Genomic DNA, 24,449 nt, shown 5'->3' on the forward strand with positions numbered 1-24,449 from the left:
ATATAGTTTTATTAAACATCCTATATAAAAACATAATCGTCTATCGTTCTAATAATTATCCTAAAAATAAACGTTTAACATTCCCCTATTTAACATGTTTTAAATGCATACATTCATTTATGTTACGGAACTGAAAATAAACATATAAATAACCTCAAATACAGTAAAAACATATGCAAGGTGGAGATAGAATTGGAATTTAGGGATTTAAAAATTTTTCAAAGTGTAGCTAGAATTAAAAATATTACAGCCGCTGCAAAAAGCTTAAATTATGTGCAATCTAATGTAACTGCACACATAAAACAATTAGAACAAGAGTTAAATACAGTCTTATTTCTTAGACATGCTAGGGGTATATCATTAACAGGGGACGGACAAAAATTTCTTGAAAAAGTTGACAAAATCCTTAAAGAATTTGAGGAATTGAATAATATGTTTAAGGATGAATCTTCTGTTGGTTTTTTAAATATCGGAACAGTAGATACCGTACACCCATTACCTATGATATTAGCCGGGTATTATGCGAAGTATCCTAACGTAGATATTTCACTAAAAACCGATGTAAGTAATCGACTAATGCTAGATGTACTTAATTACAAATTAGACGGTGCTTTTGTTACAGGCCCTATAAAAGAGCTATCATTTGAACAATATGAAGTTAGTAGTAAGACACTTACATTAGTTACAAATCAACCTACATTTAAATTACAAGATCTGAATCATGAAACATTTTTAGTGTTTGGAAAAGGTTGTGGTTATAGAGCAATGTTAGAAAAATGGCTCGAAGGCGAAGGATTTATTAATAATAAATTTATGGAATTTAATATGCTAGAAATGATTTTACATAGTGTATCCCTGGGCTTAGGTGTGACACTTTTACCAATAACAGCTGTGGGTTTATTCTCTAGTCTTCCTAACATTTATTGTCATGAAATTCCAGAAGAGTTTCGTCAAATCACAACCATATTTATTAGAAATAAAAATATTAATCCAGGACCTGCTATGAGAAATTTCATAAAAGAACTTCAAGTATATAAATAACAAAGAAAACTGCATGAATTTTTTGATACATGTGACACAATGTAATAGCTAAAATATTTTAATGAATAAATTTTCAAGTGATGAAAGCCATCATTTATAATGATGGCTTTCATCACTTGTTTGAATTTTACATTGCATCTTAATTTAAATAGAATTGCATAGGAATCGATTTCAAAGCTGCTTATTTAAGAAACATTTTTAAGGATAGTGATTTATATGTCGAAAAAGAATTTCAATTTAATTATCAAAAAAAAAATAAAAAGAACAAAGTGTTTAATTTTTATTTTTACAATATTATTAGTGACGCTCATTAGTTTTAAAATAATTTATCATATTTCTTCTGTAAATCAGCGTTTAGAAGAAGTTGTTTTACCAAACACTTACATTGAATCAGTCGATGTAGGAGGATTAAATCGAAAGCAATTAGAAAGTACGAATCAAGAACAAATCAATTATTTAATGCAAAAAGAGTTAACATTTTTATTAGGAAAAACCAAAAGAACTTTTACTTATCAGGAAATGGGAATTAAGTATGAACCTACCCTTGTCATTAATAAGATTTTCGACCAACAAAGTGGAAATAAATGGACAGGCTGGTTGAAACAATTAACAGCTGTAATAGGTTTTCGAAAACTCAATTATAGATTAGAGGCTACAATTGATGATAATAAATTTAAACACTTCATTAGGAACAAATTTACTAAGTTTCAAGTAGAGCCTACTAATGCATTTTTAAAGGTAAAAGACTCTAATTCTGAACTATCTTATGTTGATGAAAAGCCAGGAAAAAAAGTGAACATTACTATGCTAAAAAAAGATATACTAGACGCTGTTATTAACAAAGAAACAAATAAAGTGTCTGTAAAGTATATAAATATTCACTCCGATATTACCATGCAAGATTTAAAAAAAATAAATATGAAAACCCCTATGTCTGAATATAAAACAGATTTGTTGGGCCGGGATGAAAATGTAAGAGAAAATATCGAAAAAGCTGCTATGAAATTAAATGGTGTAGTAGTACCTTCAAATAAAGAATTTAGCTTTAATGAAATCGTGGGAATAACCGATCAAGCTCATGGCTATAAAAATGCACCAGTTATTCTACACGATAAGATAATACAGGCTGCGGGAGGCGGAGTTTGCCAAGTTTCAAGCACCTTATACAACGCTGTTTTATTAGCAAATTTAGATATTGTATATAGAGTAAATCATAGTCACCAAGTAAAGTATGTCCCGGCAGGATTAGATGCAACAGTCGCTGATAACGGTCCTGATTTTAAGTTCAAAAACAATACTGATACGCCGATATATATCAAAACTACTATAAAAGATAATCAATTAATTGTTAAACTATTCGGAAAAACAAGTGATAACATTATACATGTGTATACAAAAACAATGGAACAAACAAATGCTTCATTAAAGGTAAACACATATCGCGAAGTAAAAAATAAAAACAAAAAACTAATACACAAAGAATTTATTAACGCTAGTACCTATAAAATTAAATAATATTATCTTCAAAAAATAGTTAGTGTATTCCATACATTTTATAGCGTAAATTATTTATTTACGTATTAGAAGGGGATTTATATGTTAAAAACATATTTTAATCATAGATTAATTATTCTACTTCAGTTTTTTATAAGTTTGTATATATTTATAAATATATTCCACTTATTTTTAGACACTAAAAAAGTATCTCCTTATTTAAAAGATACGATTCAAATAAAAAAAGAAGCAAATCAACCAAGTGAATATGAAGTATTAACTCAAAGGTTAGATCAATATTTAAAAGATAACGCGTTTAATGGATCTGTCCTTGTAACCATTAAAGATCGTGTAATTTTAAGAAAGGCTTATGGCTATGCCAACATACAAGATAACGTACTAGCGACACCAAAAACAAAATACCGTATTGGTTCTATCACAAAAACAGTTGTAGCTGTTTCTATTATGCAATTACAAGAACAAGGAAGATTAAATATAGACGAAAATATAAATAAATATATTTCGACATTTCCAGCAGAGAAGCAAATTACATTAAGACATTTATTAACACATACATCCGGATTACCTGAGCAAGGACAAGGAAATGTGAATGCATCTTCACACTTGAAGATAATAAATTGGATTGGATCACAAAAACTTGAATTTCCTCCCGGAACAGGTTGGAGATATACAGATTACAATTATATGGTATTGGGTTATATTGTGGAAAAAATATCACATCAACCATTAGCTGATTATATAAAAGAAAATATTTTTAATCCAGCTAATATGAAAGAATCAGGTATAGGAGAAAAAATGCCTGAAGATATTTTTTTAGCAGAGGGATATAGAAAAGAAGAGAATTCGCTTATACCAGCACAGAAATTGCAAATGAAATGGTTATATGGTTGTGGAGATATGTATACTACTGTAGACGACATGAAAAAATTAGATGAAGCAATTATGACAGAAAAATTGATTTCTAAAAAGAGTTTATCAGAAATGTTTACAGTATCACCTGCCAAAAAATATGGCTTTAGTTTTTATGTTCACCCAGACTATTATCATAATCATGGTGTATTGGCTGGATGGAATACCTTTAACAATTTCAATTGGAATAAGAGTATATTTGTTATTTTATTCTCTAATGTCAAAAACAGTATGAACGATGAGTATAATGAAAAATTTCGCAATATGATAATGAAATCATTAAACGAAAATTAATATACAATAATAACTGAAATAAATATTGAAACTCCATACTTCTCACTAACAAGTATGGAGTTTCAATTTAATATTACTAAGCAATCTGAGTCCATGTATATATCGGCTCAAATCAATTTCCGATAGTCAGAAGACTAATGCAGAATATTTACTGCTTTTATGATTTATCTATATACTAGAGTAAATATTCATAATTCAAATAAATTGATAGGAGCCATTTCCATTAATAAAATCAATTTTTACAATATTAAAAATGTCTTTCCCTGGAACAATTATGTGCTTTCTTATAAGTATGAACGCAATATAATACTATAAAAAGGAAAGAAATTAATGGACCTCAATGTAAAAAAGGAGGAATGAGACCTATTATTTGCGGCTGTTCCAGAAGTTCGAATGAATATGTGATGTCAGTCATATTGAAACAGAAGGTGCCTCGTATAGCATGGCAGACTCCATTACCGCAGGTAGATCTTTTGAAAAAAGTTTTTTTTATTTAGCTTTCTGAGCAAAGGTATCAGAAAGCTTCTCGGTAACCAACTCTCAGATATTGAATTTTTTAATACAAATGATCGAGTAAGACTCAGTGCAAGCGTACGTTACCACACTATAGAATCTACATTAATTTATAAAGACAAACCAATAAGTTAGTTTAAAAAAAGGTATTCTTTTTAAACTAACTTATTTAGAAAGAATCCCTTTTTGGAGAGCAATGAAAAACCCTTAAGTTGAGAAAAACGGACAAATTCTCTTAGCCAATAATCTTTTCAATTAACAATATTAAGAGATTTTCTATAGGAATCCTTACTCATTTGTAATTTACCATTAGTTTGCACTAAAACGGACTTATTTTACTGTTTTTATTCAAGGTTAGTACAGATGCCATCGTCACCAAAATGACGCGTTATCCCTTTAATGGTTAACGTTCCTGTAATCATTTGTCCTTTTTTATATATTTTATCATCGATAGTTACAAGTGTCTTAGGTGCAAAATAATACCACTGGTTATTCTCTTCAAACCAACCAGTTACCATTTGTCCTAGCACAAGTGGATGACCGTTATAATCTTTTGGGTTATCCTTTGTTGGTATTGGATTGAAATAATAAGAAGAATCTTCCGTTTCAAACCAGCCAGTGATCATTTGTCCTTCTTCATATTCATTTGTTTTTTGCAAACTGAAGAAAAAAATCCTCTCCTGTTCATCTTTAAGCCAACCTGTTCTCATGTCTCCTCCTAGATTAAAATAATACCATACATGCGAAATATCAATGCAATTTTTTTTAACTTCAACCCATCCAGTTCTTTTTTCTCCCTCATTAATTAATGGCTCAGAGAGAGAAATCAAACCAAAACACTCCTGTATAAATCTTGGTTGTAAATAATACCATTTATCCAAATACCGAAACCATCCTGTCCTCATTTCACCCTTGAGAAATTTATCTTTATCTTCTTGACTTAAATAATACCATTTATCCAAATACCGAAACCATCCTGTTTTTTTCTTTCCGTATTCTAAATAATAATGTTTAGCGCCTATACTAACCCATCCAGTATATTCTTTGTTTAATTTATTGTCTCTTTTCCATGCTGCAATATCTGCCACTACCCGGAGGGCTGAACTATTCCATGTCGTGTTATAGAGTCTTTCAATCTTCATATAAGTTAATCTGTTTTTTGGGGAGTATAACTTTTGATATCCATTTTGAAATGTCTTCTGAATATAGTCCAGATATTTATTATTAAGCGCATCAATATTCCCAAATTCCGTTTGAAATGTCTTCGCACTAAAGCCTATCTCAGTAGTTGTTCCAAAAAGACTCATAAACTTTACAAACAACAAGTGGAGAATCGCAATTGCTGTGTACATAGGCAGCCTTGCTGTTTTAAAGTCGTCGCTTTTAGAGCAATCGTTTATAAGATTTTTGAATGCTTGGTGAACATTCATTGCATACACACAACGGGCAAACGTTTCATCTTCTAAACTGGAATAACCTTTAAATTCTGTTGGATGGATTAATTTTTCAAATTCTACCAATTCTTTTTTTAATACTTTTAACTCTGGTAAGAGTTTTTCTTTATTATAATTTATAATACTTTGATCCAGCTCAGCACCAACTCGAACAAGTAGAGCGTTTATTTCCTTTTCATTACTTGTAGGATCTTTTGGCCATATTAAATCAATTACAGGTGAAATTATCATTCCTCCATAAGGAATCAATGATGCAACTCCCATTGTCATAGTTCTAAAAGTATTATTGAAATCAAATTCATTTTTATTTGCATCTCGATAAAACTCATATCCAACATTTTTTGTCAATACAATTATGTTGTTTTGAGTTATTTCAGTAGTTAACTGTTGTGGTCCATTTTTTAGATTGTTCATTATCTTCACCTCCTATTAGATGAGAAATAGCCTGCTAAGCAGTATTTGGTTTTTAGTAGAAAATATACTTACTCCATAATCAATTACTTGCCCACTAGGTAATCAATAGTTGCTTTTTCACATTATATTCTTTTTTACAATAAACCAAGAATTAATACGACATCTGAATTGTCTATGCAATAGACAATTCAGATGTCGTATTAATCATAATTTGGTTTTATGATTCAAATGTAACATTTTAAATAAGCGGGATAGAGAGGGGAGGTATATGTTAGAGAATTCGTTTTTACAACATAAAATATTACTGGGGAGATTTATTAAATTATTAATACAAAACTATTTTTAATCCTTAAATTTATACGAGTTCAACGACTTTAATTCTCAATAATTTTCTATTGTAAACATTATTTCATCAAAATTTAAATTCAACAATGCTACAAATATACTTTTTTAACTCAATGATAATGTATATTGAAAATTAACATTATATATTTTTTAATCTCATTCAAGATTTTTACTGAAGTTCTATTTTACATGCTGAAATAAAAAAAATTTATTTAGAAAGGGTGTATATATATGGCGGTAGATTTAGCGGCTGCGCAAAGGTTTTTAACTAAAGAAATAAATAAAGAGACCATTATTAAATTAACAAAAAACGTTGGATATGAATTTTATCAAGATGCAAATAAAAATGAATTTGATTTCAATAATACTTTTAGAACTATGACAATGGGAGTTGCATCATTGATTCCTTATGGAGGAATGATAATTTCACCTGTAATTGGTCTAATATGGCCAGAGACCCCTCATGAAGATAAGATAGAAGCACAACTCACACAACTTGGTAAAGAGATAAATCATACAATTATCGATTACGATAAAATTACTCTCTCACAAAAATTTAAGTATTTAAAAGAAAAACTGGTGGATTTTGAAAATAAGATAAATCCAGGATTTATAAGAGGACATGATGTTTCGGCAGCTTACTATACCGATGTAAAGAATGTTCGTGCTATTGATGCTCTCCACATTCATCAAAAATTTGAAGAGCTTTTAGCAGAATGTTCTAAAGACGAAGGTACCGTACCAGAAAACAACCAAGTTATCACACTAAAAGGCCTCAAAACAGCTGAACTACCTATATACACTGCTGTGGCGACCCTTCATTTATTATTCGTAAGATTCATGAATCTTTTCGGAACAGATCCAAAAGCAGGAGGGTTTTCACAAGATGCACTTAACGAAAAATTTGGCGATAATAAACTTAAAGAATACAACAAAAAATATTTAGACTATATTGAAAATACCTGGAAAAACAGAAAATTAACCAGCACTAATAAGCTATTTGGCACTCAAAAACCTGGAGATCCACTTGTAGGTATGACTTATCAACTTTTTAATACAACATGGAATAGCCCAGCACTTCGAGTAGCGGCAGATATTACAGCATGGAAAAGAGACAATAAATTAAACAAAGAATATACTGGATGGGTTAGAATAGGTGCTAAACATTATTATTTAGAATACGGAAAGAAAAAAACAGGATGGTTTCAGGATCCAAACACTAAAAAATGGTATTATTTAAGTCAAGAAGATAAAGATAAATTTCTCAAGGGTGAAATGAGGACAGGATGGTTTCAGGATCCAAACACTAAAAAATGGTATTATTTTACTGAAATCGGACAATATTCTCAGACGTTTTATGACGATGGACATCTTCACAACGGAATGACAGGAAGTGACAAATATACTGAAGGTGAAATGCTAACAAAGTGGGTTCCGATTTCAGGTAGAGGGGACGTATCCCAAGTCAGTGATGCATGGTATTATTTTAATCATCCAAACGGAGACATGAAGACTGGATTGCTTGATGAAGGTGGTCACATTTACTACTTCAGCCAGCATCAACCAAATTCTCCTGAGAGTGATATAATAATATCTAGGGTGAAACATGAAGGCCCAAGACATACCTATTATAAAGATATAAAATTAGGCAATGCTAGTGAAGGACGAATGGTTACTGGATTTGTTTATGTACAAGAAAAGAAGGCAACATATTATTTCAACGCAATTGACCACATAATTGACCACTCAAAATTTCAGCGTCCTAAAGACTACTACGGCAATATACTTGCGCTTGGAGAAGCTGTAACTGGTTGGTTTCAAGAGGAGGGTAAATGGTATCTAGGAGCTAATGATAATTATCTAGGAATGAGTGGTAAAGTATTTGAAAAAGGACAATTAATTTCTGATGACTCTTTCATATATGATGGTAAAACCTATCATTTTGATAAAAACGGCGTATGTACAAATCCTTAATCTAAATAATAAGTTAGTGCAGAATATAGGGGAATCATAATATACTGTCCGGATGAATGCTTTTAAGAAATTCAATTAAATTAGAAAAATTGATGTTTTGAAATGAACCCCGAAAACAAGACACATCATAAAATACCTAAACCATCTATTCTCTATACTTTTAGAGGATAGGTGGTTTAAATTAAATTTTCTTGATAAAGTTAATAACGATGACTAGCGTGTCAAATAACATTATTTAGATAGAAAAATATAATGATTTTTATAAACATATATGAAGTAAAATGATTTCCTTCATAATTTCGTACAAAGAACCAGTAAATACAAAACAAAAGTTTGAGTCGGTTTATATAATGGTTATCTAGCAGTTTAGAAGCATTCACAAAAGTACTCAAACAAGTTCTGGAGAAGGGACAGTTTCTTCATCAGTAAAGAGCTTTTCACTAATGGGAGAAGTGCGAAATTCAACTGTACTGTGAAATTTTAACTTACATCAACTATTCCCCAAGTCATAAACTTCGCACGAAATACCAATTTTACGAACAATAAGATAGATAAATAAAAATCTAATACAGTATTTAGGAATTTCGAGCTCGATAGCATGAATCTCCGTATATTGATATTTTATATGAAAATTATTAAATACTGAATTACTCATTGAACATTTTTATAGTAAATTATATTTCAACTTATAAAGTTTTTTCTTATGTTGATCTATTTAACTCCTTGTAATCATGATTAAATTAACCAATTCGTATTTTATAACAACTTTAAAAAAATTTTCATGTATTGATTTTGTATGAATTTATATATGAAAATTTTTTTATTTTGCACACCTGTAAATATGATTTTTGTACTAAATTTTATAGCTTAATACAGATTTATCACGTACTTATCTATAACTTTTATTAGAATGACTACACTATCCTTATTTAATTTCGAATATATTTTAGCATCCTATAATTTAATTATGTAAATAAGTCTGTGTAAAAATTGAATTTAACGCGAACTTGTGTTCGTTCAACTTTTCTGTTATAGTATATATGAGGTGATTTTTATGGATTACAGCAAGCAACGTCAAAAATCCGTACATCGTAAAAAATTATACGAAAATCTAAATGAAATGCCCTTTTACATAGAAGAATTTGTGGAGTACAAGGAATTGCATGATGCCTCTCCCTCCACCCTACTGAATTATGTATATGATTTTAGAGTCTTCTTTAACTGGCTATTATCTGAGCAAATTATTGAATTAAAGCCTATCAATGACATATCCTTCACTGATTTGGAGAATTTAAAGAAAAAAGATGTTGAGAACTTTATGAGGTTTTTAAAACTACAACAAAACATGCAGAATTCCTCTGTTAACAGAAAAATTTCGGCCTTAAAGTCTTTATTTAAGTACCTCACCTCACTATCAGAGAATGAAGATGGAGAATGTTATTTTTATAGAAATGTAATGGCTAAAATTGAAATACATAAAGATAAAGAAACATTAAATGCTCGTGCAAAACGTATGAGATCTAAAATATTCCATAATGATGATGATCAAGAATTTCTAAATTATGTTAAGTACGAACATGAAAAAGCTTTAACAAAACATCAGTTATTCTATTTCCTAAGAGATAAGGAGCGTGATGTAGCGATCCTTTCTCTCTTTCTTGGTAGTGGTATTCGTGTAAGTGAATTGGCCGATCTCCGCATGGAAGATATAAACATAAAAGAAAGACTAATTGATGTAATCCGAAAAGGAAACAAAGAAGATTCCGTGTGGATTACCCCAATTGCATTAAATGATCTTGAAAAATATATAGAGATTAGAGATAATAAATATACTCCAGAGAAAGAATTAAAAAATATGTTTTTATCGAAGTATAAACATACTGCACAGCCTCTTTCGGTTAGAGCTATCCAAGATATCGTAGAAAAATATACTAAGGCCTACGGTAAAAGAATGTCTCCTCATAAATTAAGACATACATTGGCAAATAAATTATATATGGAAGAAAAAGACTCATTACAAGTGATGCAGCAACTTGGGCATACGAGTCAAGATACAGCTTTGTTATATACTCAACTTGGGGAAACAACTATTAAAGATAGTTTAGGAAGAATAGGTGGAAAATAAAATAAGAAAAATTCCAATTTTTTATATGCTGAAACTTTTCTTATTTTATATATTTTTTTTGGAATATTAATGATGAAAGTAAAATAATTCCTATTTGTATGTAGATAGAAAAATTAGCCCATCACATTAGTAGTATACGTTAGCTTTTGTATGTTCATGAATTTCTATGGGGTAAGCACGATTATCTGTACACCATGGCATATTCCATTCTCTCTTGAGAGTTATTCTGAGTCATTTCCATTTCCTTGTTTCATACTATACTCATAAAAACTCCACATGGATTACCGATAAACTCCAAAATTGAATAGTAATTCAATCGATTAGTAATATTCTTCGTTTTAATCTTTATGGTTTATTGAATTTATTACCGCAAAATTTAAATATGAGTTTTTATTATTTTTTAGTTAGATTATTATGCTGTATTATCACAATAATTTTAGACAATGTACGTAATTCATGATTATTTATGAATTATGTTGGCACTCATTTAAAATTTGTATGTACTGTAGAAATAATATAGTACCAACCGTCTCATTATTAAAACCTATTTTTGTATTAGGAGATTCAGCCGAGATATACACGTGTTTCAGCTGAATCTCCCAACGTTGTAATATCATTTTTTCCATACAATCGTATACGACTATCATTACGCTTAACGGTTAGAAGAATGCCTTTCTTCTCATAATACCTTAAAGTATGAATAGATCGTCCTGTTTGTTCAGATAGTTGACCGATGGTAAATTTCACTTAAATAACCCTTTATACAAATGCCATTAATACATGGTTTTTGCTTCACAAAAACATTTGGTTCATATGTTTGATAAATGCCAAGTCTCCGGATTCTTCTTTAATCTTTATTAAATTCTTTGCATCTTCCCCAATAACGTATCTCATCTGATTTGTACTATCCGTTGCAGCTTGATAGATAACCTCTGCTACAATCTCAGGAGAAGTGAATTGTCCACGCTCATTCATTTTTTTTAGTCCCTTCCTAAAGGAATCAGTATACTCATGATAGTCCGTTAGAGATTCATCAAAGAAGAAGTCCATCGATCTTCCGCTAAAATCAGTGTTGATAGAACCAGGTTCAATTAATTTGACATGGATGTTTTGTGATGCTAGCTCAAATGATAAAGATTCTGTAAAACCTTCGACCGCAAATTTAGTAGCATGATAAAGTGACATAGTGGGAAACGTAATTTTTCCTCCCATTGAAGAGATATTGATAATTAATCCATTTTTATTGGCTCTTAAATGGGGTAACATTGCTTTTGTCATTTTCATTAGTCCAAATACATTCACATCGAACTGTCTTCGGATTTGATCATCTGTAGCACTCTCGAAAATTCCCATAGTGCCATACCCAGCATTGTTTAGGAGAACATCAATCTTACCAAATCGCTTAATTCCCTTTACTATTGCTTCTTGAATGGTTTCCTTTTGCTCAACGTCAAGACTTAATATTAAAACATTATCTAGTTCAGTTAATTCCGTTTCCTTTTCAGGTGACCGCATTGTAGCAATAACATTCCATCCTTTTTCAGCAAAATGTCTTGCAGTTGCTTTTCCAATTCCAGATGATGCTCCCGTAATAAAAATAGTTCTCATTTTAAATCCCTCCGTAATATAAATGTTTCGATTACTAATTTATCTTACAGCCTAGAGTTCACTTTAAGTCAAGGGATGCATATGCTTTTTCTGCTCACTTCGGTGCCTCTTTTTCATTAATAGGTACTGGTGAAGTTATTAAGGTAGAAAATGATGGAGTTGAGAAAGTTTTAAAAGACATGTTGTTTGATAAAAATAATCTCAAAGAAATTGCTTCATTAAGAGAAGGCAAACTTAAACAAACTTATAAAGAGGTATATCAATCTAATGATTATGTTGGCGCATTTATTTCTCAAATATTTAGTGAAGTATACCCAAATAATATGGAATATAATAAACCGGAATATATGAATTATCTAATTATTGATTTAGACAAAAAAATAAATATTTATGTGCTGTTATTCTTAAATAACACTATGATGCTATATTGAACGCTTAGTTAATAATTTATTTACATATTATATTCGTTATATTAAGGTTTATTTATACAAAAACCGTCGCTGAACGCCGAAACATTAATAAAAAATTTAAAGAGCTTATTAATCATCTAAAACACATTCTAATACCATATTTCGCTCCATTATTTCATTCAAATCAGAGATAAAAATGAAATAATGGAGCTGTTACGAATTTGCCGACACCAATAAAATGGATTAAAGCTTAGAAAGATTGCATCAATAATAACTACTTCAAAATTTATATTACAAAATTGATTAAGATATTTTTAAACTCTTTTACGAATACGGGTTTATAATTATACTTTTTCATATATGTTATAAGTAACTCTTGTGTCTTAGCTTTATTAGTTATTATCATGATAGTAGCCATTCCTCCCTCTCCATTACAATAATTAAATTTCAAATAAGTATACGATAGATCGTTAATTCTTATCCATTTACTAAAAAGTTGTCCACATTTCAAAGTACTACTGCTCTATTTATGATAAGCCTTATATGATTATATACTGTCTTTTTAGGTTTGAATTATTCATTCGTATTTTAAATCTTTTATTTTCTCTATTTGGTAACGAAACTACCTGCTTTAGTGAAAAATACAAAATATCTATTATTTTTGTATGAAAAAATACAAATTTGAGGCTTTAAAGTGTGGATATATCTAGTAAAAAGGGAGGTTGGTATGAGTAAAAACACATAATAAGAAAAAGCTTTGTTTATATAACCTGTACCCTTTGTAAAGGACATTTTGAAAAAAGTTAGGCAACATCAAAAAGATGATTTCTGTATCCAACAGGAGTCATCTTTTTTAAATTCCATTGATATCTATAGTGACTATAGTACGTCATATATTTCTTAATCTCTTGTTTCAACTCATCAAAGGACGCGCAAGGTTTTATATGAGCTTCATCTTTCAGATGACCAAATAAAACGATTCTTGTGGGGCGTTATCCCAACAGTTTCCTCTTCTTGACATGGATTGTCCAAGGTTTAGCTTTCTGACTAACTTTTGATAGGTAGGGCTTGTGTAGTGGGCTCCTTGATCCGAATGAATATAAACACCTTCAATCAATTGAATCCGCAGATTCCTTTTTAGTTTATGGAGAGTTGTCGTTACGAGCTCTAATGTCATCTGTTCTGAAACATGGTAAGCTAAAATTTCATTAGTTGAGCCGTCCAAAATTGTAGATAAATAGGTGATATCTGTAAGAAATGTTTTCAATGGGGTATTTTGTTTAAATTTCCGATTTAATTGATTCGATACTATTTGATGTTCTTTTGTAGCTTTAAGCATTCTTTTATAAGGATACGCTTTAAATTGTAGACAACTTAAAACTGCCCCGCCAATGTCACCTTTATCTGACGTACCCCTCTTCTTTCTATTTTTAAATCGAAGTGCTTTTAATATGGTTTCCTTCAAGATTTCATCTCGATCACTCTTTTGTTTCCGTTATTCTTGAGATGAACCTGAAAAGTAATTATAGTATCCCGAACGAGATACACCGGCTACTTTACAGAAATGACTGACTATATATTTCGTGATAACAGAACGAATCAAGAGAATTTCTGACTAGTTGGTAGTGTTATTTCCTCTCATAAGTTTGATTTTTTTAGCAATTCGTTTTCCACCTTTAGTAAGTTTCGTTCGGCTTCTAACGTAAGCTCTCTCAACAGTTCTTCCAGCGTTTTCGATACGTGTATCCCTTCCACCATTTTTCTATAAGCAGCACGCCATCTACTTCCCGATGACATAACCCGTTTCATTCCAACCATATCTATATTAAAACCACATTCTTCAAAAATGTTTCGAGATAGCTTTCCTTTTTCCTCAATAAAAATATGCTTAAATTCCTGTGTATAAATGATACCTTTCTGACTTACAAATTTTACGTATAGGTTATTTAATAGAATTTGAATTTCTCTTTCTGTAAATAGCTTTTTTGTCATTTTCAAAATTCTCTGATCCCAATTTTCCTTTTATTATATTATAAAACTTCCTTCTTCGTTTAAATAACTCTGAACAGCTGATAATTTTAATCCTTCTGAATAGGTATTATATTTCAATCCTTTTTTGTCATGAAAAATCCCCTCTAATTAATAGTGTAACATCCATTTGTACATGGTCTTTTTTACACTGTCTACCTAAAGGGGATAATATCATATATTTAATGGTCCTTTTGCTAATCTTAACATTAATGTTACAAATTCTATTAAATTATTATCTTTTTTTTCTTTAATTGAGCTTCCAATGTATCGTATACAGCTAATTTGTAATTTATTCTTTCCAAATATTTATTTATTTGTGATATTTCATTTTCTACATTTTTTTTATGTTGAAGCATTATTTGTTTTCGATTACTAAGTGTGGAATTACCTTGATTATATAATTCTACATACTGTCTAATTTTTTTTATAGGCATACCAGTTAGACGTAATGCCAAAAGAAAATCAATCCATTCAATATTATCTTCAGTATATAAGCGATTCCCATTATTATCACGTTTTATAACGGGTAACAACCCTTCATTTTCATAATAGCGTAGAGCGGATATAGAAACGTCCATTTTTTCACTTATTTCCTTAATAGAATATGACATTTTTTCCTCCTGTTTATTTTGATTTAAATCAAATTTAATACATATTAAAATATATTATGAAATTGTAATTACTTAATGCATTTTTTGATTGTTACTTCAGAATATTTTTTTACTGAACGCTCTTTATTTTAATCATATATTAATACTAATGGTTTTACATATTTGTATTACTTCTAAACCATTTAAAAGCAATAAAAGATACAAATCTTATTGCTTCAGTGAGTTAATTATATGATTTATTATTTAAAGATTGCACGATATGTACAGATTATCAAATAAATCTATATACTGGCTATATTTAGCACCCCCTCTTTTATCTCTCAATATAACTCGTTCTCTAATATATCATAAAACATAATTAGAGATAGCAAATATACTCCCGGAATTTTCATCAAAAAAAATTCAAGCGGTGAAACGATATTTAGATGGTTCCGAAAGTGGAAAAACAAATACTAAATCTTCTATAGAAGTTACTCCTAGCTTACTTCGTGAGTGGATTAGACGATGTAAATCTTCAGGTGAAAATGTTTTTGAAAAATGCTATACATCCTACTCTATCCAACATAAACTAGATGTACTTAATTATATGAATGAACAAGGAACATCTATCAGAGAAACAGCGGCGCTTTTCAATATTCCTTCTTATGAAATAGGCGGATTGGATGCCCTACATTCAAAGAAGAAGGGGCGTCCAACCATAAAGATAAAAAATAAAACCAGTAGTAGAAGGCTCATTAGAAGCACTACAAGCGGAAAATGAGCGTTTACGTATAGAAAATACATATCTAAAAAAGTTGAATGTCTTAGTTCAAAAAAGAAACAATCAACAAACAAGACAAAGCCTAAGTAATAAGGCATGAATTTCCTGTCAAAGAGTTATTTCAATTGGCAAACATTCCACGTAGTACGTACTATTACTGGATTAAACATTTCAATCGCCTTGATTCAAATGCGGAGATAAAAGAAATGATTCAAGCTATTTATGATGAACACGATGGGTGTTATCGGTAGCAGCGCATTCGTGATAAACTGATGAATCGTGAACAAAGTATAGTGCCTTACGAAAGAATTAGGTTTAAAATGCCTTGTTCGTATGAAAAAATACCGCTCTTACAAAGAGACAGTTGGGAAAATAGCGCTGAATATTTTAAATCGCAACTTCCAAGCTAACAAAGCAAATGAAAAGTGAGTTACAGATATTACGGAGTTTAAATTATTTGAGGAGAAGTTATACCTATCACCAATGTTAGATTTATTTAATGGTAAAATTATCACGTATACAATTGGTTCAAGACCGACCTATTCCCTTGTTTCTACGATGTTGGACCAAGCCCTTGAACGTGTAACAGATCAAGATAAACTCTTCATTCATTCTAATCAAGGGTGGCACTATCAAATGAAACAATACCGTCATTCTCTTAAGCAATTTGGCATAACACAAAGGATGTCTCGCAAAGGAAACTGTTATGAAAATGTCGTTATTGAAAATTTTTTCGGTATCATGAAATCAGAATTTCTGTATCGAAAAGAATTTGAAAGTATAACACATTTTAAACAAGAATTAGCAAAGTATATAGACTACTATAATCATAAAAAAATTAAGGCAAAATTAAAGAGTATGTCTAATGAAACGTCCTGTCGAACTTTGGGATTCATTTCAGTTTAAGAGACTTATTTTTTAATGGATGAAAATGTTATTACGTTAATATTTTTATTGGGATTTGCATATACACCAATCTTATGTGAAACATCTACCATTGTACCGTCTTTCACCTGTTTTTACAGGCGTAAAGTAACACCTTTTATCCCAAAGTTGAATCCAACTGATTTTATGTATACCGTCCCTATCGAAGTAATGTTCTATTCCGCTCGTTTTACGTATAATTAAACAAAGCAGAATGTTACGTATCTTTATTACCCCTAAATAATAGAGATATACAAAAAATATATATCCATTATTCCCTCTTTATATTTCCATCCAATTGTATTTTTGACCATTAATTGTAATTGAAGAACTCATCACATTTCCCCCCTTAAATTAAATTTTAAAATTCATAAAGTTTATAAATTTGTTCTCCCGATAGTGGAGAATGTTTGCCGAAAAGCTTATAACAAATGATTAGGAAACTTTTTATTCTATAAGGATTAGTACATGCTCCATCGTTATTAAGATGATATGTTTTAATATTTCCCTCTGAATTCTTGATGTTAACTTCTCCCGTAACCATTTGTCCTTTATTAAATCTGTTGTTTTTCCGAGCTACAGTAATACCACACTCCATTATAATGGACCCACTCTGTTCTTTGTTCTCCTCTTAGAACATTTTTGGTAATGCCGAACGTATCTTTAAGTATTTTTTTACCAGTCTCAGGGAGGTTATCATAGTCATTTGGTGCTAAATGAGAAAAATCAAGTAGATTATAATAGAACCACTTTCCCTTTCCAATTTCCACAAGCTCTTCAACCATTTAACCTTTATCAATAGAACTATACTAGTTAACTGGAACAGTTCACTTCAATGTTCCTTGAATTTTAATCTGTTTTATGGTAAAATAAGGAATAGATAATATGTAGTGACTCTTTGGAAGTGCTGATGACCTGGACATAAAATAAATTATCTTGATTTGAGATATTATTATAAAAGCTCACAACTTTCTCCCGACCTACTTTACATTCCACTTGTGCTAAAGAATTAGAGGCCCCCTACAATAGTGTTACCCAAAAGAAGAAGGAATCATTCCATCACCCCAATAAGAAAAATATTGTTGTTTGATATGAAAGTTTGCAATAGCTGCCATTTGAATACAGTAATCAGATATCCAAGCCAATTGAACATATGGATATTGTGGAAAGCATTTGTCATAGTATCCAAAATATTTGCTAAATCCCATCCAACAGTATACCTCTATAAGTAATTCTGCTAGCTTTATACTAGGTAATTATCGTAAACCAGCCATTTTATATGTTTTTGGGTGTGCTAAATATAAATTCTCTATTTTTTCACGTCCACAACCAATTCTAAAAAACGCTAATAACTCTAGCTATTTGGCATAGGGTTTTGATGTATATTGAGACCTTTAGTTTGAATGTAAAAAGAGCTTAGTAGTTATTACTCTCCTTCTAATTATTACAAAGTTAAAAAACGTATTCTTATTCTCTTGATACATGGTAATTTTGTGTAGAAGATGTTATTGTACAAATTATGTAATATGTATTGGATAAGAAAAAAACTCTTTATTAGTAACAAAGAAAAAGTACTCTTTCGAGTGCTTTTTCTTTGGTTTTTCAGCTCAAATAGTTAGATCAAACAGCTCATAAAGGAGTCTGGTGCAAAAATGAAGATGTTTACAAGTAATCTCTAAATCTTGGACATAGTGATACTATTACTCTATAAAAGAGGTGTGTGATCAGTATGGATAAGAGAATTTATTTAGGTGGAAACATTATCAATCAGCCATCATCTTGTTAACTATACGTTGGTACCTACGGTACAAATTAAGTTCTCGTGATTTGGTGAAAATGATGGAGGAACGAAGGTTATTCCTGGCTCATACAACTATTATGTGCTAGGTCCATCAGTATGGGCTAGAATTAAATAAACGAATTCGACGCCAACTTAAGCAAACGAATAATTCATGGAGAGTAGATGAAACGGATATAAAAATAAAGGGACAATGGATGTATTTATATTGTGCTGTTGATTTCAAGGAAAACATAACTTACTCCTACTTAAGTACATCCAGAAATCATAAGGCGACAAAGCGAGCAAGAGAGCTTTGTGGTCTTTTCATACCTAAATCAAAGTTGATAAGAACCCTGCTTATCCAATTGCTATCACATAGTTAAAGGAAGGGAAAAAGATGCTGCTGGGTATTCATCAAATCAGGCAAATTAATTTTTTATTTAGAAGGTTCGTCAAAATATGTTTTAAAAACTGAACAGTTAATCTAGTAAAAGGTTGATTCATTCCTTTCCTATACTTCTACAGAAAGAATAGCGTATCTTCTCATTTTAGAAACTTCTTGTTATTAAAGACTAAAAGTTCCGCGAGGAACAGGTTGTTCCACCCCTCCAAAACTTTTATGAATCGTATGTTTTTCTCACCAACTCAATAGCTAAAGAGTAGAGCCATAGTAAAAAGTAAAATTTTTTGTCAAATTTCTAAAATCAATTACTGGTATTAATTACATTTTATTTCTAATATCGAAACCACGTTAAATAGTTTTACTATTGGCTATTTCATAGGATCCTCTTATTAAAAAAATAAATATCGGAATATACAAAAAAACATCCTGGAAATTTACAGTTAAAATGAGTGTTATATAAAGGTGTTTATAATTTTAGAATCTCATAAGATTCATTTGCATCATCTCAACCTTTTATCTGTCATTAAATTTTACAATAGGACCATTTATTAACCTCGCCCTAATAATCAAGGTAGTTTGTCCTCTCTCTTGAACTGTAGAAGCGCCTGTTATTTTGAAATTTGATTCTCTTGGCAAAAGGACTTCTTGTTCCCCTTTAAATTTAGAAATAGAATCTATATAAGGGGCGTGAGTGCCCTTTGGTACTTGTATTTCCATTCGAATAGCTGAACGACCAAAAGCAGTATTTTTTTGTAAAGATGTACTTGTGTATGCTAATGCAGTATACGTTTTATTAATATTTTTTTGTATAAGTATAATTGCTTTTTTTATGTACTCTTCGAAATTTTCAATGCCCTCTAAAGAATTGAGATCCGGCCCCCATATTGGCTGTAAAAAATATTTCGCCTCTTTAAATTCTTGTTCGCCGGTATTCCTATATACTATGATGTCCTCTTTTAAAGTAGCTTTAGATATTGCAGAATCAATTAAACGTATTTTATTATCTAGTTCAAGTTTAGATATAGTTGATCCTGGAAGCAAGTCCTGTTTATTACTTCTTAAATAATAATTTATATACATATAATTTTGTCCAGTATAATAACTAATTACATTTTTTTCATTAACAGTCAAGGTAGTTAACCATTTTGATTCATCCCCTTCCAAATCAGTATAATTTTTACTTTGTGTTATTGCTGCTACTGCGTTCACATTCCTGATTAATAAAAGTGTACTGGTCAATATTATAATCGAAAGTAACCTGTACACTTTTTGGCCCATATGCATAATATGTATGCCTCCCAAAATAGAATTTTTTATTAAAGTTTGTTTGGCAGAAAATACATTAAAGATGAATATAAAGATTCATTCCTTTTCAAAAATAAGATTTATAGTTATCAGAAAATATAAGCATGCAGAAATCTATCTTTTAGGAAAATAAGAGTAACTTAAACTATATCTATAAGGAACGCATTTACTAGTATAATAATTAAATCTTCCTTATTGTAGAGATAAGAATTACAGTTTAAAATCCCATTATTATAAACATTAAAGCAAAGAAAATTCTGAACATTTTGTCGTTAAATTTATTTTCCGAATAATAAATTTAACGACAAAATGTTCAGAATTCATAATGGGGGATGTTTTAAATGATTGTTACATGAATAAATAGGCTGGGTAATCTCGCTGTTTAGTAACCGTTAGGTGTTGTACATACCCCATTGGAATTAAAATCATATTTTAAGACTATTTTTTTATCATATGTCACATTACCGTCGTCAGGATTAAAATAATACCAGTATGGTTGACTAGTCTTATCCTTAATTTTAAGTCATTTCGGCATCATCTGTCCTTGGTTCAATAGTAAATCTTTACCCTACTTCACGTACTTTAAAAGGAATCGATTATGATTACTTTATTCATTTGTTATAGTAGATTTTTTTCATCAGCAAAACTTTTTGAAGCAAATAAACCAGTTGTAACCATCGTAGCTGCCAATATTCCTATAATGATTTTTTATGCATGTATTTTCTCCTTACATCTTTTCTATCGACTTTTTAATGTAAATTGAATAGTTATATTGTAACTGTGATTACTTACGTTGTATGTAATAAAAATGCTTTTAACTAACGCAATAAATTCAAAATAATCCTTAGATACTGATATCGTTTTTAATGTTAAAAAACAGAACCTACTAACTACCTTTCGTTAAGAAAGGTCTTTTTGTTTTTATTTGAGTGATATCATTCATAGTGTTTTGTGTGTGGTTTTTATCCAATTTATTCTATCAAATTAGTAGTGAAGATAATGAGAATTTAGGTTTGTATTTGAATTCCCTTCAAACTAAACCTTCAATTATCTGCTGAAAAATAGCCAGATTACGTATGTGTAAATGTACTTACGTTAGCGCTTGTGTGCTCCAGTTATGGAGTTATTTATATCATTAAAGCACCTATTACCATGATCTTGGTAATAGGTGCTTTAATGATATATAAATCTTGTAGGACTTGAACCTACGACTGGACGGTTATGAGCCGTCTGCTCTAACCAGTTGAGCTAAAGATTCGTTTTATAAAAGAATGTTTAATAGTTGACGATTCAGAAGTCGCATTGCTATACGCTACAACTCCCTCATACATATCTACACCATAACGGTATAGTTACTTTGGAAAATCCGAAATTAATAATAGTTATCGGCAAATGTACTTGTAGCAAAAGGACTAACAAGTACTAGAATCATAATAAGCGAGGTAATATATAATCTGTCCCCTTTGTAAAGGACATTTTGAAAAAAAGTTAGGCAACATCAAGAAGATGATTTCTGTATTCAACAGGAGGCAACTTTTTTAAATTCCATTGATATCTATAATGACTATAGTATGTCATATATTTCTTAATCTCTTGTTTCAACTCAATAAAGAATGCGCAAGGTTAATTTATCTTTCAGAGGACCATAAAACGATTCGTGTGTGGCGTTCTCCCGACCGTTTCATCTTCTTGACATAGATTGCCCGAAATTTAGCTTTTTAACTATCTTTTGATAGGTAGGACTTGTATAATAGACAACTTGAAACTGATCCGCCAATGTCTTCTTTATTTGACGAGCCTTTCTTTTTATTTCTAAATCGAAGTGCTTTTAATATCGTTTCGTTCGTGATTTCATCTCAATCGTTCTTTTGTTTCCGTTGTTTTTGAGATGGAATTGGAAAATAATTATAGTATCCCGAACGGATACACCAGCTACTTTACACAATTGACTGACCATATTCCTTAAGTTGTATTTTATGCTGACATAACGAATCAAGATGAATTTCTGGCTAGGTGGTAGTATTCTTTCTTTCTTTCTTTCTTTCTTTCTTTCTCATCCTCCCCTCCGTAAATTTAATTTTTTTAGCAATTCATTTTCTGCCTTTAGTAAGTTTCGTTCGGCTTCTAAATAGGTATACTTTTCTTCTAACGTAAGTTCTCTTTCAAGAGTTCTTCCGGTGTTTTCCATACGTGTATCACGTAAACCGAATACACCATTTTTTCTATAAGCAGCACGCCATCTACTGCTTAATGACATAACCCGTTTCATTCCAATCATATCTATGTCAAAGCCACATTCTTCAAAATTATATCGAGGTAGCTTTCCTTTTCATTTTCTTAATAAAAATATGCTTAAATTCCTCTGTATAGGTAATATACCTTTTTGACTTACAGGTTTTACGTATGGGTTATTTGATAGAATTTGAATTTTTCTTCTGTAAATAGCTTTTTTGACATTTTAGACATTCTTCGATCTAATTTTCATTTTATTATACAAGAAATTCCCTATAAAAAATGATTTATGGATGCCTTTAATCATGAAATTATAAGTTATGTGTGCTGGCATTAGCGATGCAGGCAGTAAAACAAGCAATGAGAGGACGAAAAGTAAAAGGTGTCATCCTATCCTCAAGTTAAGGAAGTATTTATACTGCGAAAGAATTTCAAGTGTATGCCAAACAACACGGTATCATCACCAGCATATCCCGGAAAAGAAATTATCTTGATAATGCCATTATGAACAGCTTCTTTGGCCATTTAAAAAATGAAACTTTCTATTCACAAAACATAACAAAAGTATCCAACACAACTGTCCAAAAAATTCCGCTAAAATAATATTCATTACTAAATTTGTTTGCGAATTTAAGAAAAACCCCCTCTATTCCCTAAAGAATATAAGGAATAAAAGGAATAGAAGGAGAGGTGACTTGAGAGTTGCCCTGTTTTTCATGTGCGCTTCAACAAAGCTGATGTTTTTAGTAACAATTTGTGATGAATGATGTTGATGCTCGAATTTATAATGATTAGATTTCATTCTTGTGTTTTCAATACTTATTGCACAAACAAATAGATGATAATCTAAACCTATATTGCCTACAAATTTGATAAATCCTCATTTGACGTCTAATCAATAATAGTGAAATAAACACGTTCTCCTTTTTGAGTATGAGTCCCCTTATTTCAGTTCTCTAATGCCTCTATAATTATCTTTTGATTTTTCACTACTTTATATTTTCATTCCATATTAAACAATGTAGAAGCTTTGATTTGATATTTCTTTTTTATTTGTTTACTTTGTAAAATTGTTGGATGGCCTCATCGATATAAACCCAGCCTTTCCAACCTAAGTGCATATGATCTTTTAAGAAGTATTTATCATACTCATGATTTGAGAAGTCGGCAATTGGATAACCAGCTTTCTCAATTTGCTCATGAACTTTCTTATAGTACAATTCGCGACGTTCTTTCGGGAAGCCAGCGTAATCGTACCAAGGACCTTTTACAGGAACAGAAATGAAGAGTGGTTTTGCACCAGATTGTTTTAATAAATCAAGTACAATTTGTAAATCTTCATATTCTGGCGATTGGTCATAAGCATCATTTTTTAAGTAACCTTCACGTTGCTTTAACTTTTTCTTAATTTTGCTGTTGAAGTAATTATCTTCGATACCATATTCATTCGATCCTGATTCTACTGCACCAGTTTGATCTGCATGTTTACGAGCCTCTTCCCAGTTCATTTGTTTTAATGAAGGGTCAAGTTTTTCTTTATGCGGTTTAATATCAAACATTGCTGTAAATAAATCTTTACGATCTAAAATGTTACGATAAATATAAGCGAAAGGTTTTGCAGCAAGTGCTTTTACTTTATACTTCGTATCATCATAAGCGATACCTTCAAGCGAAATTTTTAATAAAGTTTCTTTTTTTACAATCTCAAAGTTTAATAAACGCTTTGCAATTTGTTTTTTCATTTCAGGTTTTAAATCATTGTTGAAAATGAAGTGGTAACCTTGTTGTTTTGAAAAGTTAG

The 24,449-nt window shown here is 30.5% G+C and carries 12 protein-coding genes, 1 tRNA gene and 4 pseudogenes; 7 read left to right on the plus strand and 10 right to left on the minus strand.

The annotated features are described in order from the left end of the window. Positions 1–192 precede the first annotated feature (192 nt). The 3 genes from AU379_RS24880 to AU379_RS24890 all read left to right on the plus strand — a co-directional run bounded on the left by AU379_RS24880 (position 193) and on the right by AU379_RS24890 (position 3,759). Positions 193–1,041 carry a LysR family transcriptional regulator gene (locus AU379_RS24880; protein WP_061139979.1) on the plus strand — a complete coding sequence of 283 codons (849 nt, stop codon included), beginning with the start codon at positions 193–195 and terminating at the stop codon, positions 1,039–1,041. A gap of 216 nt (positions 1,042–1,257) precedes the next feature. Beyond that, complete coding sequence (locus AU379_RS24885; RefSeq protein ID WP_061139980.1) at positions 1,258–2,556, plus strand: VanW family protein; 1,299 nt, start codon at positions 1,258–1,260, stop codon at positions 2,554–2,556. An 81-nt stretch (positions 2,557–2,637) separates the two neighbouring features. Next, complete coding sequence (locus tag AU379_RS24890; RefSeq protein WP_061139981.1) at positions 2,638–3,759, plus strand: serine hydrolase domain-containing protein; 1,122 nt, start codon at positions 2,638–2,640, stop codon at positions 3,757–3,759. A gap of 857 nt (positions 3,760–4,616) precedes the next feature. On the opposite strand, the gene AU379_RS24895 is transcribed toward AU379_RS24890, so the two are convergent. Beyond that, a complete protein-coding gene (locus tag AU379_RS24895) occupies positions 4,617–6,140 on the minus strand; it encodes an insecticidal delta-endotoxin Cry8Ea1 family protein (RefSeq protein ID WP_061139982.1) in 1,524 nt (507 codons plus the stop codon). 576 nt (positions 6,141–6,716) lie between these two features. Here AU379_RS24895 and AU379_RS24900 point away from each other — a divergent pair. Together AU379_RS24900 and xerS are read left to right on the plus strand one after the other, a co-directional pair. Beyond that, a complete protein-coding gene (locus tag AU379_RS24900) occupies positions 6,717–8,459 on the plus strand; it encodes a hypothetical protein (protein ID WP_061139983.1) in 1,743 nt (580 codons plus the stop codon). Between the two features lie 1,054 nt (positions 8,460–9,513). Further along, on the plus strand, positions 9,514–10,584 hold the full coding sequence (gene xerS, locus AU379_RS24905; RefSeq protein WP_061139984.1) for a tyrosine recombinase XerS: 1,071 nt from the start codon (positions 9,514–9,516) through the stop codon (positions 10,582–10,584). 564 nt (positions 10,585–11,148) lie between these two features. Here xerS and AU379_RS24910 read toward each other — a convergent pair. The 4 genes and pseudogenes from AU379_RS24910 to AU379_RS24935 form a co-directional block, all read right to left on the minus strand. Then, positions 11,149–11,331 carry a MerR family DNA-binding transcriptional regulator gene (locus AU379_RS24910; RefSeq protein WP_061139985.1) on the minus strand — a complete coding sequence of 61 codons (183 nt, stop codon included), beginning with the start codon at positions 11,329–11,331 and terminating at the stop codon, positions 11,149–11,151. Between the two features lie 45 nt (positions 11,332–11,376). Further along, positions 11,377–12,192, minus strand: coding sequence for an SDR family oxidoreductase (locus AU379_RS24915; RefSeq protein WP_061139986.1), 816 nt, complete (start codon positions 12,190–12,192; stop codon positions 11,377–11,379). Positions 12,193–13,405: 1,213 nt separating this feature from the next. Next, positions 13,406–14,594: pseudogene (locus tag AU379_RS30015) on the minus strand (IS3 family transposase). Positions 14,595–14,857: 263 nt separating this feature from the next. Then, the gene (locus AU379_RS24935; RefSeq protein WP_061139988.1) at positions 14,858–15,244 is read right to left on the minus strand and encodes a MerR family transcriptional regulator; all 387 of its coding nucleotides are present in this window, start codon (positions 15,242–15,244) and stop codon (positions 14,858–14,860) included. A gap of 373 nt (positions 15,245–15,617) precedes the next feature. Between AU379_RS24935 and AU379_RS30020 the strand changes: the two are divergent. Then, positions 15,618–16,910: pseudogene (locus AU379_RS30020) on the plus strand (IS3 family transposase). Positions 16,911–17,482: 572 nt separating this feature from the next. Here AU379_RS30020 and AU379_RS24945 read toward each other — a convergent pair. Beyond that, positions 17,483–17,698 carry a hypothetical protein gene (locus AU379_RS24945; RefSeq protein WP_157695074.1) on the minus strand — a complete coding sequence of 72 codons (216 nt, stop codon included), beginning with the start codon at positions 17,696–17,698 and terminating at the stop codon, positions 17,483–17,485. 1,003 nt (positions 17,699–18,701) lie between these two features. On the opposite strand from AU379_RS24945, the pseudogene AU379_RS30025 reads away from it, so the two are divergent. Next, positions 18,702–19,147, plus strand: a pseudogene (locus tag AU379_RS30025) (IS6 family transposase); the annotation flags it as partial. 477 nt (positions 19,148–19,624) lie between these two features. Here the strand turns inward: AU379_RS30025 and AU379_RS24950 are convergent. From AU379_RS24950 to dltD, 4 genes and pseudogenes are all read right to left on the minus strand, one after another. After that, entirely contained in the window at positions 19,625–20,395 is a 771-nt protein-coding gene (locus tag AU379_RS24950) for an ADP-ribosyltransferase (protein WP_061139990.1), read from the minus strand. A 1,205-nt stretch (positions 20,396–21,600) separates the two neighbouring features. Beyond that, a tRNA-Ile gene (locus AU379_RS24955) sits at positions 21,601–21,674 on the minus strand. Between the two features lie 230 nt (positions 21,675–21,904). After that, positions 21,905–22,882, minus strand: a pseudogene (locus AU379_RS30030) (HTH domain-containing protein). Positions 22,883–23,697: 815 nt separating this feature from the next. Further along, positions 23,698–24,449 (minus strand): D-alanyl-lipoteichoic acid biosynthesis protein DltD (dltD, locus tag AU379_RS24965; RefSeq protein WP_061139991.1); only part of this gene is annotated, 752 nt, incomplete at its 5' end.

It is taken from the genome of Bacillus sp. JH7 (assembly GCF_001563515.1).
Classification (GTDB): domain Bacteria; phylum Bacillota; class Bacilli; order Bacillales; family Bacillaceae_G; genus Bacillus_A; species Bacillus_A cereus.